Raw genomic sequence first — 12,789 nt, forward strand, 5'->3', positions numbered from 1 at the left:
GCTGACTGTTGGGACAATATTAGCGCCCCGCCAGCATCGGGTTGAGCCAATCGTCTGCCTCGTCGTAGAGCAGTTGCAGGAGAGTGCGATTGGCCAACAGAAAGCGAGCCCGCACGGTCATGCCTTTCTTCAGGTGGCCGATGGCCCCGCTCTTTAGCGCGAGATCGCTGCGAGAGAGCGCGCACTGGACCTTGAAGACCGGGTTCCCGTCATGCAGAGTGAAGTCCTGCGCCACCTCGAGCACCCTTGCTTTGATGACACCCCATTGGTTGTAGTTAAAGGCATCCACTTGGAGCCGCACCGGCTGACCAGCCTGCACAAAGCCAATGTCGTTGGGGGAGACGTAGATTTCCGCCACCAGATCGTCGTTCGGCGAGATCCAACCAACGGTTTGCCCGATCTGAACGTAGCTTCCGTGCGCGAGGCCGGAGAACTGCTCGAGAGCACCCGATACTGGGGCGCGGATGCGGTGCAGGTCCCGTTCGTGCTCGAGCTGATGCAAGGTGGCCGTGAGTTCCTTTAAGCGCAGGTTAGCATCAAGGAGCTTCTGGTTCCAATCAGCGGTTTTGCGTCGCACGAGGATCTCCCCTTGGACCTCGATATTTTGGAGAGCGAAAGCCTTCTCGTCAACGGCCTTCGCCGGCGCCGCAGCAGCCGAGACAAGTCGCTTTGCGCGGTCGAGTTCCGCCGCGGCGTTACTGCGCGCATATTGGTTCTCGCGCAGCAAGTTGAGAAAATGCACCCTTTCAGCCGTCGCGGATTCGGTTTGGAGGGGGGACGAGACGCTGATCCTTGCGCCGGAAGAAATCAGCGTTTGGAAGTCATGGGCAAGATCGCTCTTGGCATGAATGTCGGCTAAAACGCCGCTGAGCTTTTCCTCGATTACATGATCGTCAAAGGCGATTATTTCCTTCCCCTTAGCAACGACATCGTTCTCAAAGGCAAGGACACGGGAGATGCGTCCGGAGACGGGCGCTATCAGGGGCGTCTTCTCCACGATCGGGCGAATAGTACCGGCACTCTGCATGGAGACCGGTATGGTGACGAGTGGCAGTGAGCCAAATGCCGCGACGACGAAGAGCAAGATCGCCCTATAAATGCTCAGGGATCGTCCTGATCGTCGCGACAGTATGCTTTCTGCGGTGCAGCTGGCCGTTTCAGCAGAAAGGGGAACTGCTAGTCTATAGTCATTAGGAGCCATCGAGAGCCAGCTCGCTTTGTATCAACCAAACAAGTGCCCGTAACGTCGCAAAAACAAGTAAACCCAAAAATACAAACCTCCGGAGGTTTCAGCTGCTTCTTGAGGGGTTAATTCAGTTACACGATAGGCCGCCATGTTGTTCATCATTGGTGTCTCCGTTCAGAGCTGGATTGAGAAGATGCCAAGGCCCCGTTGGGAGCTCCTATCGGCGCGCAACAAAAAGGTTCAAGATTCGTGCCAATGCAGAAAGAGCGAAAAGCATCAGAAAACTGTTCTGAATGTTATTCAATGGCTGCCCTAGAGCGCCGAAACGTGCCAAAACGCACATCACGCTGTCGCAAGCACGACAAACCGAGTAGGGTTCTGATTGAACGTCTTGAACAGGATCGACAGCTCCGAAGTTCGGTGGGGGCGGTACAGTTGAGGCCTAGAACCTCGGCGCTCAGTGAGCACCCCAATCCGCGTGGCCCCCCATCGAGCTTGCCGTCGATTTTTGTTGTTGCTGATGCACCCTGAAACCTGTGAATTGTTAACGGACTGTGGCCCTCCGCACGATAGTGGGTGCGGATGCGCCGCTTCTGGTGCCGCAGGCCTTGTCCCTGTTAACAGATGCTATGGCCGCATGCGTCAAGTAAAAGATCCACCGGATGCGACAAGAAACACGAGACACCTATTGGGGAATGCCTGGCCGGGTCCCGATGCTATAGCGATCTCAGACCTGCACCTCGATTGCGAAGGCGTCCTGTATAGAGAGAAGCTCAAAGTCGCCGCACCGGACGGCTTTGAGGACGTGGTACTCGATCTCTACAAGCAAATCCCGCCCACGCGGATCACCTATGTCCAGACGTGGATGCTGCGACTGGCTTCTGCGAAGCATTCAATCATCTGCGGAGCGCCCTGCGATGAACGTCATCCTCGCGGAAGGGACTAACTTTGGCCTGCGCATGATGGCCGATGGCACAGAGACACTCACACCTTGTGGGTGTTAATCCGTATTCGACAGTGGCATGTCGAGGGCGAAGCCTACGACCGGGGCTAGCCAGGGTGGTCGAGGCGCAGGCGGGGTTACCGATCCATGAGCACTCAGGCTTCGAGCGACGGCCTATTATTTGCCGCCACCGCGCAAGGCGATGCCATTAGAGGGTACTGTTCAGAATAACCCTGACAGACCGGCCCCAAAACCTTCAGAAACCGACCTGTCGCTCTTTCTTCGACGCGTCGAATGGAAACCCTCTGGCCTTGGATGCAAGCGATAGTTAGGCTGATTTGTACGCGTGGATCGCACGCACCCGCCTTACAGAAGCGACCCGATGCCCGGTCCAGGTTTTTCCTTGCCCCGTTGGCATGCCCATTCGATTAAGCGACGCGGCGATATGTTCATCGGAGCAGCGACCAGCCATGCTGCGCATCACCGCCAGGGCATCCTCAGTGGTGGCACAACCGTGTTCACCGGTCTGAGGCTTACGGACCTTGAGCTCCGAAGCTGACCGCCCTTCCAATGGATCGTCAACACCACGTCACGCACCGCATCGTCGTGCCGAATGGAAACCCTCTGGCCGAAATACGGATGCCAGCGATAATAGACCTCGACTTCATCGCCGACATGGGCAGAATGAACGGGCTTTGGCGTTGGAAGAGGGAATTGGCTCTTCGCAGGAGCCGATACGGGAGCGGAGACCTTGGCTCCCGCCATGACGAACATCGAGACAGCAAAGATGAATGGTCTTGATCCGCAGGCCTATCTGGCTGACGTGCTCGATCGTATCCACGATCACAAGATCAGTCGGTTAGGCGAATTGCTTCCGTGGAACTGGTCGGCGATCACCACAATCGACGCAAAGGCAGCCTGATGGCGACAGTCACCCACGTCCGTACGATCAAATTTGTTGCCGAAATTCTCGAAGAGGACCCGGAGCTTCTTCAGGCAATCGTCTCCAACGATGATAATCTGAGCTATGGCAGCATTATCTCCGTGTGCACTGGCGACGACGAATCCGTGACCGCACTGACAGACGACGGCATGGACGAATTGGAGCAGATGCTCAAAGACGCCCGCCGGTCATCCCAAGAATGGAACGACTTCCTCGACAGCTTTGTTGACGACGAGCCGCTCGTCGCTCGCATCAAAGCAAAATCTCCGCGGTAGCAATCGGGCCGGTTACGATCGAGGCGACGACCCTGGGTTCCCACTCGCCACCATCTCATGCACTGTCTCGACCAAGAGATGGACGGCCGCGTTAGCGGTTTCCGCCTCGCCTAAATAAGACAGCGTAAATGCCAAGGTATGCGCCTGAGGACGCCGCCGAACCTCCCGCGCGGTTTCCTGGCAGAAACGACGATACAGCCGCTCCCCCGTAGCAGCGCCTGCACCGGCTGCCTGGCCGGCTGGGCGATGTGGGTTAGCTCGATGAAGCTTGTATACGGAGGGGACATTTGATTGATGAAAGGCTAATCGCGCGCGAGACGGCTTCTTACTTTTGCTTCCCCACAATAGAACTCGCTAAAATTGCCTGGGCTTTTAGATCGGCTCTCTTTTGAGAGGAACCCACAGGTGCTCCAGAAGACGCTGGCGATTTATTAGTAGATGAAGACCGTGCCGTTGCCATTCCTTCCTCAGGAAGCGTAGCTACTTGAGCGGCACTGTCAATCGCTCTACGGCAGTCATCAAGGAAGTTAGCTATATATTCATTGACATAGACAACCAACGGCTCTTTTGGAACAACAATCAGACGCCGTTTGTCCGTTTTGTCCCGAGTGATGTCGATGAACCCACGCAGATGCGCTGCCTCGACATACTTTTGGCAAACAGTCTGGTTTTTAAAAGGTAGATAGCGACACGCCTGCATTTTCGTCATGGGTCTGTTATTAGCATGCATATGATATACTTTAAGCAGCAACCCAAGAATGTTCCTCAGGAAAAGTTTTTCTTCGGAATTTTCGCTAAAGAGATCTGACAAAAACGAGTCAATTTCCTCAAGCTTATGCTTTACGCCGACGTCGATCTGTTCTGGCGTATATATTACTCTTCGTGTTGTTTTCGCCACGGCCACGCCTCTGCGCAATGGGTCGTTCTGTTTTCACCCAAAGCCTGTTACCGGATCCCCTCGCGGCGACATTTATCATATGTATGTCTTTATAACTACGACGAATGTAGAGTTTTTGGCGGTCGTGCGACTGACCTTCAGGGTGCACGAGCCCCCGCTCTTGTTTTCACATCCATTTAAAAAAACAGTTACACAAGTGTAACTACCAGTGCTATTAAAAAATTCGGGAGCTTCGCTTCCGATGGAAGGTCGGTCTCTTAGTTGGCCCCCGATCCAGCTCGCCCGCCGCCCGAGCTGGCATGAAAGAGCCCGACCTTCCGTTTTGAACGTGTGGCTTTTCGAACGAGGGATCCGAAATGACCAAAGAGATCTGGACAGATTACAGCCTACCGTTCGGGACGATCGGTCCATTGATGACAGTGGGCGAAATTCTGGAAAAGAACATTGATGCCGGATACAATGCCTACGATGAGTATACAAACGCAGCTCTTCAGAAATTTGCTCGGTATGCCTCGGACTTCCTCTCCAATCCACATCCTCGCTTGGGTCGGGACGGGAGCGTTTGCCCTTTCGTTCCCGAAGCTCTGACGAAGGGACTCTTACGGATTGCCGCGTCGCAAGTTGTTGCAGTTGACGAAATCGAAAATGAGATGGCGCGTATGCTCGCCGTCTTCAGCCAGATGAAACCCGTTATGTCCTTCAACGATCGAACGGGCGACTGGATCTATAAGGCGATTATTATTGCCCTTCCTGGAATTCAGGATGAAGGAGAGATCAACATGATACGTCAACTGCAGAAACGGCTGAAGCCCGACTTCATTCAGGAAGGTTTCATGATCGGTGAATTTTATCCAGGTTGCCCTGAACCTGGGTTGCACAATAGGATGTTTCGACCGCTCGACACGCCGGTTCCAGCCTTGGCTATTCGGCATATCACCAAATATGATGCTCCTTTCATGCTTGGCAGCGATAAGTGCCTGGAGGCTTACTTCAGTATTTTTGGTGACGAGGGTCGCCGCCGCATTAGGCAACTTTTGGAGCGAACCGGCTGAAACCTACTCGCAACCGCGGTGTACTCGCAGTCGCATACAGCCATGCTCGATCATCCTACCATATGAAACGGAAGGAAACGACTATGTTGGATGTTCATCCGAACGTACTCGCTGAACTGCACCAGATCGGAGCGTCGACGGTACGATTGTGGCGATATAGTGATTTCGCCACCCCTATTACATCCCCTTCAGATTTAGCCTCTGCTATCGGGCTTCCCGTCGGACGCGTTGCAAAGACAATGATTGTTGCGGAGCAGCAAGCAGACGATGTGATGCGCCGATTGGATCCTGGACGCCACCTTTGTGCCGTTTTGCTGCCATCACCTGCAAAGATCGACATGAAAGCGGTTGCTGGCACGTATGGATGGAAACGAGCCGAACTGGCTCAGAAAGAACAGGTACTGGATCTCTTCGGCTACCCGTCAGGAAGCGTATCACCATTCGGTCTCCAGAAGATCGCCGTACTGATTGACACCGCCCTTTTTGCTTATCCTACCGTAGTCACCGGTGCGGGCAAGTTTGGAGTCGAGCTTGAGATCGACACAAGCATGCTTTGGAAGATCGGGCAGCCGTTGCAGACTCGTGCACGAGCCACCCAAACCTAACGACTCCGTCACCTATCAAAGAGAGGCCGTGACCAAGGTTAGGTTATTTTTCGGAAGAGGAAATGCGGGTCGACATAACGGCGTCTTGATAGATAATGAGGGTTCCAATACGTATGCCGCGTAACCGGCTCACAGTCCACACTATAACGAAATTTGTCCGGAGCCGCCCGCTCTAAGGCCGAAACTCAATCAGTCGAGCGCAAGCTTCAAACGTAACGGCACGTGGGCCGTCCTGAGGATAGCTGAACACGCGAAAAAACCTTCGAGCATCTACTCGCCGGCGCATGGAATTTCTAAGTACGGATCGTACGAGTTCGCGCTGACTGGTTGTTTCAACGTGAATATCTAGTGGACTATGTCTGCGCATCGGCTCCCCATGAGTGGTAGAACCATGCGCCATGCCGGACTCGGCGCTAGCGCATGCATTTCCAACCTGAGTTCGTTCCATTAAACGCGCTCTCGATCAGATGCTGCGCTCGGTATCGTCGCTGATCAAAGCGGACAACCTTTTTTCGGTTGCGCCGACTAGGAATGATCGGTGTGCATTTCTTCGTTTGCAGCGAGCAGCGCAATTTGCCCAGCGTAATACTTTTTGGCTCCCAACAGATAACGCATTGGGCCAGCGCGGGCGATCAAGCCTGGCGTACGCATTAACTGTCTGACGTCTCCTGCTGTGAAATTGCGGGCGGGAATCACATGGTGAGCGCATAGATTTTGGTGGTCCGGCCACCGCGACAACGGCCAATGGCTTGTTCTTGCGCCCCCTTTCCACCAAATGCCGCCGCGGGTCGTGCACAATTGGCGCAGTCCGCCGTACTCTTCGTCACTGCGCCAGTCTGCACGAGCGACTTCAGCCAGGAGCCTCGTCGCGACCATCAACGGGTTGAGCGATTATAGACCTCGTCGGTGGGTCATAAGCGGCCAGGCAATCACACCAGCTGCAACCGACCTTCTGAACGTGGATGATGCCGGAATCACGCGACGGTCATCCACCCCGCGTGCACCTGGCTGGTTTTTCGGCAAGTGCGACTCCATTGTTAACCGCTCTTCCTTCGACAGCTTAGACAATTCTAGTCGTTTCTCCTGATCAATGCCCGGCAGTGAGTCAGGTAAGAAAACTTCATCAATAGCTGATTGGATTTTGACCGAGGGACGCGACGCATGGCTTTTATGCCTTATGTAGCTACGTCGGTTCCGTGTCATACTCGTCGGAACGAAAGCAGCTCTGGAATTCCTCGCATTGTTGGTAATTCGGAGGGGAGCACAGAATGAAACCTGCAGATTGACAGATTTGGTGGTAGAGGTTTTTCTTCCACTCATATTGTGGGTGTTCTCAGCAGCGAGCTGGGGGAAATGATTGGCGACCAATCTGGTTCGTTCGCCCGGGTCGTGAGGCCGAACTCCTTCTATAGGTCATCATCTCGCAAGCGCGAAGCGCAATAACTTTGGCAAATAGGCTGCTGATGAGCTCGTGCGGCCGGGCGTAATTCAGCAACAGACCATGCAACAGTCCTTGTCGACGCCAACCTCTGCATCCCGCACGTTTTCAACGGCAAATGACAAAGTAAGCGTGGTTAGATAGCGCATCTCGGAGTTCAATCTGCGAAATCCGGCACCTCCGTAGCCGTCGCCTCGCCGGCCTCAACCTCCTCCAGTGCCCGCGAAAGTACGCAAGTGATCACATACTGATCGAAGCCAATTTCGCCCTTCAGAAGGGGGTAGTGAGACAGCCACCGCTTCAGAGCGTCGCTTTGCAACGCGAATTTTTCGGAAGCTCCACTCCTGCTCACCCCGATCGGGTGCTATGGAGCTCAGCAGGATGCCTTCGCCGCGGCGGAGCCCGGAGGTACCATTCGTGCGGTCGGCGCGGCAGAAGATTGGCTTCACTTCCAGGCAGCGGAGCAGTATCCTAATGGCGCCGATGCTCACTCGCCTCTATGTGCCTCTACGCACCATGGCGATGGTCCTAGAGGCGCAGGCGTTTCTGACCCGGAAGTGTCCGTGACAAAAAACGACGAGGTATCGAAAAGACGCGCGTTCTTGGCAATCAGTGCGCAACCTCCCGGCGTTTTTTCGAGGGGCTGCCTCTAAGGAGGTATGTAATGACACTCGCCACATCAACAGTGCTGCTGATCACACTTGGGGCGATCTCCGTCTGTACTATCGTTCCAACCGACGCCCATCAAGCGAAGAGCGGCTGGACCTATCCTCCGGCGTGCTGCAAGGCCCACGGTTTGAGTGGAGATTGTCAGTCCATTCCGACTCAGAACATTCGTAGAGGGCCCCGCGGTTTTTCCGTCTTACTGCATGCGGGCGACCACCACCTCGCGACAAAACCACATCTTTTCTTCATTCCGTATGGGGACGAAATCCCTTCCGGAGATGGCCGGTATCATATCTGCCTTCACCCGACTGAAAACGACGTGAACTGCTTCTTCTCGCCGCCTGACAGTACCTAACTACCTTTGCCAACTTGGCCACCGCTAGCTTCTCCACTCGTATCACTGGCCCTGAATCAGTACGCATTCTCCATTTCAAATTGGTTCTGAATTAGTTAATGACTATGGGCCAAGTGCGTATCCCGACTTTAGCTTTGAAGCGGTTTTTGAAGCGCCAGGACTCTTTCCCAATTTCTACAATGATGAGTCAAGCAATCGAGCAGTGCTGTTGGCATCACCGAACGCCGGCGGGCCGTTCACCGAAGGCCATGTTCGCCGGTGACGGTGAGCGAGGTGCGCTCGTAAAGCCTGCGGATAAGGTGGAACAGGAGCGGGCCTCCGGCCTGCGCGAACGGCAGATAGCCGATCTCATGGAGGGTGATGAAGTCGAGGCGTGTGAGGTAGTCGACTATCCGCCTTGCTTGTCGTCACGGTTGACCAGATCGATGACATTGAAGAAACGGCCGCGCATCAAGTCCATGAAGCGATCTATAGAGTCTGATCTGCCAGCCCCTACGCGGCGTCTCCTCATCTCCCTATCGTAACACCTTTCATCCTATAAAGCTAAGATCTGGAAATGCAGGGACATACAACCGCACTGGCTCCTGATCCTTGCACCTTCAGAAGGGCCCGTGATTTCGCCCGGGTCGGCCTTACGCCACTTCGATCGACCGAAGGAAAGCAACGGTTCGGACGAACATCCAAAATGGCATCGAACGCTTAGACGCCTTCTGAACATCGGGGCGAGCGCTGTTGTGCCCTGGGTCAGACGTGGCAAGAAGCGTTGACGTTTGAGCAACCCTTTGAATGTGGAGATCCCGGGTTATTCACCTGGTGGATCAATGCCATACAAACAATTAATTTTACGAAGCCATGGGATGTTATTAAACACCTCGACTATGAATTTGGGGATACCATGATGTTGCTCCACCGGAGAGCAGCCGAGGGCAAGGTCACGGACCTGGCCGACAAATGGAGACGGATATGGCCAACGTGGAAATGCAGAACGCACTCTCGTCTGCCAATCAAGTGCGGAGACATAGCTCTGGGTCCTTTCTTCCCCTACTGCAAGAGCCTCCTCGCATTACACCGAATACCAGCCATAACCCGTTCGGGTCGCCACAAAAGCTGAACAACCACTATTCGAACTTCCCAATCCTTGGGTTCTCAAAAGTGAACGGAGCTGTGGGTATGCGAGATGGGGTGTTACTCGCCGCGAAGTCATACAGGAAATACGAAGGATCCATATCATTTCAACGTGAGCATTACGTTCAGCTCATCGGCGTCAGCATCGTTTTCAGAACCAACAGCTTTACGAAGAGAACCGCAAGGATGTTAAGTATGGGTGAGGTAGTGAGCCTGGCGCTTTCGATCACCCTTTCGAAATTAACTTCGTACTTTTTAGGGCCCGGGCGGGTAAAAATGGAAGGTTTTGGCAAAGGGAATTAGAACGGAAAAATTTATACTGGCAATGTTTCCGAACGAAGCTCTTTGCCATTCCATATGCGTTATCGGTACGGCAACGCAGATAAATCCATTGATGAAACTGTAGACTGCATTTTTGGAGCAGCCACCTGATTGCGGACGCGAGAGCCGTCGCCAGCAATCGCATGCTCGTAACGGTAGATGAAGCGGGTGGCGTCCTAGTCTAGGGGGTGAAAGCTGAGCAGGTTCAATAAACTCGAAGCCCCCAACAATTATCGGCTCTGGAGGTGCGGCCTCCAATTCCTGCCAGACCCTCAAACCAACCTAGCGCAACGGGCTTCGGATAGATTTTCCGGCGCCGCCGTAACCATAAGATAATTCAGTGCAAACTTAAGAACGGCGAATATTCCTGGCGAAAGATATCGGGGCCACCCTCCGGTCCTGGCCACCGAAAACTCGCCGCCAAACTTGGAGACATTCAGATGACAAACTCTCTTCCCGCAAAGCTGATGGTTGGCATTTTCGACCATTTGGACGAAGACGGCAGAGAGATTGCGCGCCAATATGAAGATCGCATGAAGTTGGCAGAGGTTTGCGATCGCCTTGGCTTTTATGGATATCACGTCGCAGAGCACCACTGTACCCCCCATGGTAGGGGACCTTCGCCGAATCTATTTCTAGCAGGCGTAGCTCAGCGCACGCAGCATCTTCGTCTCGGTCCGTTGGTTATGCTATTGAACCTTTATCATCCGATACGTGCGTTCGAAGAAATTTGCATGCTGGATCATCTGAGTGGTGGCAGGCTCGAGTTGGGCATGGGACGCGGCTCCTTACCAATCGAATGGGGCTTTTTCGGTATTGATGAGGAGGTGGCGACATCGCGCTATCTCGAAGCCAGCGAGATCGTCATCCAAGCGATGAAGGGAGGAGCCCAAGCTCTTTCCTACAAAGGCGACCACTTTGAACTCGACAAAGTCCCGTTGATGTTGAGGCCACACCAACGTCCTCAGCCTCCGACATGGATTACAACCAGTCGTCCTGAGGTTGCGCGGTGGGCGGCTGAGAACGATACAAATCTTGCCTGCGGCGGCCCAGCTTCTGCTGTTCGCCAGATCACTGATGCCTACCGAGCACACGAGAGACATACCGCCGGGGGCAGGAAACGGGCGCCATTCCTTGGGTTGGTCCGAATGGTGGTGGCCGGCAGCACGACGAAGCATGCCATTTCGCTCGCGGCCCCGGCTTATCAACGGTGGCTTCGGAGCTTTAAGTTTCTGTACGAGTTAAACGGGATACAGACTCCTCAGAACCTCCCGCCAGATTTTGATGCAGCAGTAGACTGTCAGTTGTGCGTAGTTGGTACTGCGGCGTCAGTTAGGCAAGATCTTCTCGATCATGTCGAGGAAGCAGGTGCTAATTATCTTCTTTGCCAACTGGCGTTTGGCGATTTGCCATTGGAAGCTTCCTATTACACTGCAACGAGCGTTCACTCTGGAGTTATGGCTTAATCTGGACTGGCCTCAGGTTGCTTTCCGAGCACAGAGATTAGGTCTCTGTGGCCGCGCCCTCAAATCGGTTGAGGAGCGCCAAGGCGAATTCAGCCATCGCCGTAGGAACAACCATTGTGGAAGGGCTGCATTATTGGATAGTTAAAAGATATGCGATTTAAGGGCCTCGATCTCAACCTCCTTGTCGCGCTCGATGCACTAATGATTGAGCGCAACCTTACTGCGGCGGCACGTAGCATTAATCTAAGCCAGCCCGCAATGAGTGCAGCCGTCCGCCGGCTCCGCTCCTATTTCCGCGATGAACTTTTTACGATGCGTGGTCGTGAATTTGTTCCAACGCCGCGTGCGGAAGACCTCGCGCCTGCGATTCGTGAGACTTTACAGCATATTCGGCTCAATATCATATCCTGGGATGAATTTATTCCTGATCAATCAGATCGTCATTTCAGAGTAAGCTTGTGCGATTTCGTTACAGTTGTTCTTTTTCAGAAGATACTGGAGCGTCTTGCGCGGGAGGCGCCCGGCATTAGCTTTGACTTGCTGCCTCTTACTGACAATCCAGACGAGCTCTTGCGACGCGGCGACGTAGACTTCCTTATTAGCCCACCGTTATTCATGTCGAGCGCGCACCCTAAGATAGATCTATTTCAGGAACGACTGACTTGCGTCGGCTGCAGTAATAACAAACAACTTGAGGAAGCCCTTACTGCCGAGGAGTATTCATCGATGGGGCACGCGGTAGTTAGGTTCGGTCGGACGCAGCAGCCTACCATAGAAGATTGCTTCTTGCAGGAGCATGGCCTCAAGAGGCGGGTCGAAGTCGTTGTTTCAAGCTTTAGCATGATCCCCGCCGCCCTGATGGGCACTGATCGCATCGCAACCATTCCGTTACGATTAGTTGGGCTTTTTGAGGACATGATACCATTGCGGATGACTGCGCCCCCGATAACGCTGCCGACATTCACCGAGGCGGTCCAATGGCCGGTACTTCAAGACAAAGATCCGGCAAATATCTGGATGCGAGATATAATGGTTCAGGAGGCAGCGCGATTGCCGTGACCATCTTGAAACCTAGGAAGCTGGGCTGCGTTGGATCGATCGACCCGCGACGTAGCCGATTAGCTGAAGACGGAACCACCTGCGACTGACCCGCAGGCCATTTTATCGACGAAGCTGAGCGCCAAGTCCGTCGCCGGTCGGCCGCCCTTCGGACGATTGCGCGACCTGCGGTCTAGAATAGCACCTTCGGCGGCAAAGCGAAGGGTGCTGGGGGACCACAATTGCTGGTATTGTTCGTTTCTGATGGTTTTTGGTGGCATCTGCTAAGCTCCGACGCTGCTCCTACGTAAGCAGGGACGGAGGCCTCGGGAATGTGGCCAGTGTTCACGTTTAACCGCTTCACAGGGGATTGGATCTCGAATTCTGAACTAGATAGCAGCCTTTCTAACCGCGGCTTCTTCAGCGATCCAATGCGAGCGCTCCAATGTGAATTTTCATGCGTTTGGGCTCTGAAACG

General features: G+C 54.0%; 11 protein-coding genes and 6 pseudogenes. 10 read left to right on the forward strand and 7 right to left on the reverse strand.

Annotated features, from left to right (window positions below; genetic code table 11):
- Positions 1 to 19: 19 nt before the first annotated feature.
- Positions 20 to 1,105 carry an HlyD family secretion protein gene (locus GGI60_RS26405; RefSeq protein WP_088396771.1) on the reverse strand — a complete coding sequence of 362 codons (1,086 nt, stop codon included), beginning with the start codon at positions 1,103 to 1,105 and terminating at the stop codon, positions 20 to 22.
- A gap of 117 nt (positions 1,106 to 1,222) precedes the next feature.
- Positions 1,223 to 1,348 carry a hypothetical protein gene (locus GGI60_RS32540; protein WP_280950513.1) on the reverse strand — a complete coding sequence of 42 codons (126 nt, stop codon included), beginning with the start codon at positions 1,346 to 1,348 and terminating at the stop codon, positions 1,223 to 1,225.
- A 589-nt stretch (positions 1,349 to 1,937) separates the two neighbouring features.
- Between GGI60_RS32540 and GGI60_RS32825 the strand changes: the two are divergent.
- Positions 1,938 to 2,339 (forward strand): annotated as a pseudogene (locus GGI60_RS32825) (Tn3 family transposase); the annotation flags it as partial.
- A gap of 121 nt (positions 2,340 to 2,460) precedes the next feature.
- Here GGI60_RS32825 and GGI60_RS32200 read toward each other — a convergent pair.
- Positions 2,461 to 2,735 (reverse strand): annotated as a pseudogene (locus tag GGI60_RS32200) (serine recombinase); the annotation flags it as partial.
- A 94-nt stretch (positions 2,736 to 2,829) separates the two neighbouring features.
- On the opposite strand from GGI60_RS32200, the pseudogene GGI60_RS26410 reads away from it, so the two are divergent.
- Both GGI60_RS26410 and GGI60_RS26415 read left to right on the forward strand, forming a co-directional pair.
- Positions 2,830 to 3,051, forward strand: a pseudogene (locus GGI60_RS26410) (transposase domain-containing protein); the annotation flags it as partial.
- Complete coding sequence (locus tag GGI60_RS26415; protein ID WP_054185944.1) at positions 3,051 to 3,347, forward strand: hypothetical protein; 297 nt, start codon at positions 3,051 to 3,053, stop codon at positions 3,345 to 3,347. The pseudogene GGI60_RS26410 and the gene GGI60_RS26415, both read left to right, overlap by 1 nt.
- A 325-nt stretch (positions 3,348 to 3,672) precedes the next feature.
- On the opposite strand, the gene GGI60_RS26420 is transcribed toward GGI60_RS26415, so the two are convergent.
- Positions 3,673 to 4,245 carry a hypothetical protein gene (locus GGI60_RS26420; protein ID WP_245303158.1) on the reverse strand — a complete coding sequence of 191 codons (573 nt, stop codon included), beginning with the start codon at positions 4,243 to 4,245 and terminating at the stop codon, positions 3,673 to 3,675.
- Positions 4,246 to 4,601: 356 nt separating this feature from the next.
- On the opposite strand from GGI60_RS26420, the gene GGI60_RS26425 reads away from it, so the two are divergent.
- Both GGI60_RS26425 and GGI60_RS26430 read left to right on the forward strand, forming a co-directional pair.
- The gene (locus tag GGI60_RS26425) at positions 4,602 to 5,297 is read left to right on the forward strand and encodes a DUF6875 domain-containing protein (RefSeq protein WP_088396759.1); all 696 of its coding nucleotides are present in this window, start codon (positions 4,602 to 4,604) and stop codon (positions 5,295 to 5,297) included.
- A gap of 83 nt (positions 5,298 to 5,380) precedes the next feature.
- On the forward strand, positions 5,381 to 5,902 hold the full coding sequence (locus GGI60_RS26430; RefSeq protein ID WP_054185946.1) for an aminoacyl-tRNA deacylase: 522 nt from the start codon (positions 5,381 to 5,383) through the stop codon (positions 5,900 to 5,902).
- Between the two features lie 698 nt (positions 5,903 to 6,600).
- On the opposite strand, the pseudogene GGI60_RS32830 reads toward GGI60_RS26430, so the two are convergent.
- Positions 6,601 to 6,681: pseudogene (locus GGI60_RS32830) on the reverse strand (IS5/IS1182 family transposase); the annotation flags it as partial.
- 404 nt (positions 6,682 to 7,085) lie between these two features.
- A complete protein-coding gene (locus tag GGI60_RS32835) occupies positions 7,086 to 7,193 on the reverse strand; it encodes a nitrogen fixation protein NifQ (protein WP_141098812.1) in 108 nt (35 codons plus the stop codon).
- A gap of 811 nt (positions 7,194 to 8,004) precedes the next feature.
- Between GGI60_RS32835 and GGI60_RS26440 the strand changes: the two genes are divergently transcribed.
- Positions 8,005 to 8,361 carry a hypothetical protein gene (locus tag GGI60_RS26440; RefSeq protein WP_082366430.1) on the forward strand — a complete coding sequence of 119 codons (357 nt, stop codon included), beginning with the start codon at positions 8,005 to 8,007 and terminating at the stop codon, positions 8,359 to 8,361.
- Between the two features lie 91 nt (positions 8,362 to 8,452).
- On the opposite strand, the pseudogene GGI60_RS32210 reads toward GGI60_RS26440, so the two are convergent.
- Positions 8,453 to 8,818: pseudogene (locus GGI60_RS32210) on the reverse strand (ATP-binding protein); the annotation flags it as partial.
- 120 nt (positions 8,819 to 8,938) lie between these two features.
- Between GGI60_RS32210 and GGI60_RS32215 the strand changes: the two are divergent.
- The 4 genes and pseudogenes from GGI60_RS32215 to nodD3 all read left to right on the forward strand — a co-directional run.
- Positions 8,939 to 9,098: pseudogene (locus tag GGI60_RS32215) on the forward strand (IS110 family transposase); the annotation flags it as partial.
- Between the two features lie 226 nt (positions 9,099 to 9,324).
- Positions 9,325 to 9,789, forward strand: coding sequence for a hypothetical protein (locus GGI60_RS26450; RefSeq protein ID WP_141098810.1), 465 nt, complete (start codon positions 9,325 to 9,327; stop codon positions 9,787 to 9,789).
- 458 nt (positions 9,790 to 10,247) lie between these two features.
- Complete coding sequence (locus GGI60_RS26455) at positions 10,248 to 11,273, forward strand: LLM class flavin-dependent oxidoreductase (protein WP_088396762.1); 1,026 nt, start codon at positions 10,248 to 10,250, stop codon at positions 11,271 to 11,273.
- A gap of 150 nt (positions 11,274 to 11,423) precedes the next feature.
- Positions 11,424 to 12,332 (forward strand): transcriptional regulator NodD3, encoded by a 909-nt coding sequence (gene nodD3 / locus GGI60_RS26460; protein WP_088396763.1) that lies wholly within the window; start codon positions 11,424 to 11,426, stop codon positions 12,330 to 12,332.
- The last annotated feature ends 457 nt before the right edge of the window (positions 12,333 to 12,789 follow it).

This window comes from Rhizobium lentis, assembly GCF_014200175.1.
In the GTDB taxonomy this organism is placed as follows: domain Bacteria; phylum Pseudomonadota; class Alphaproteobacteria; order Rhizobiales; family Rhizobiaceae; genus Rhizobium; species Rhizobium mulingense.

Coding starts and splice junctions, on each gene's coding strand:
- GGI60_RS26415 (WP_054185944.1), top strand. CDS start 3,051: ATGGCGACAGTCACCCACGTCCGTACGATCAAATTTGTTGCCGAAATT.
- GGI60_RS26450 (WP_141098810.1), top strand. CDS start 9,325: ATGGCCAACGTGGAAATGCAGAACGCACTCTCGTCTGCCAATCAAGTG.
- GGI60_RS26430 (WP_054185946.1), top strand. CDS start 5,381: ATGTTGGATGTTCATCCGAACGTACTCGCTGAACTGCACCAGATCGGA.
- nodD3 (WP_088396763.1), top strand. CDS start 11,424: ATGCGATTTAAGGGCCTCGATCTCAACCTCCTTGTCGCGCTCGATGCA.
- GGI60_RS32540 (WP_280950513.1), bottom strand. CDS start 1,348: ATGATGAACAACATGGCGGCCTATCGTGTAACTGAATTAACCCCTCAA.
- GGI60_RS26425 (WP_088396759.1), top strand. CDS start 4,602: ATGACCAAAGAGATCTGGACAGATTACAGCCTACCGTTCGGGACGATC.
- GGI60_RS26440 (WP_082366430.1), top strand. CDS start 8,005: ATGACACTCGCCACATCAACAGTGCTGCTGATCACACTTGGGGCGATC.
- GGI60_RS26455 (WP_088396762.1), top strand. CDS start 10,248: ATGACAAACTCTCTTCCCGCAAAGCTGATGGTTGGCATTTTCGACCAT.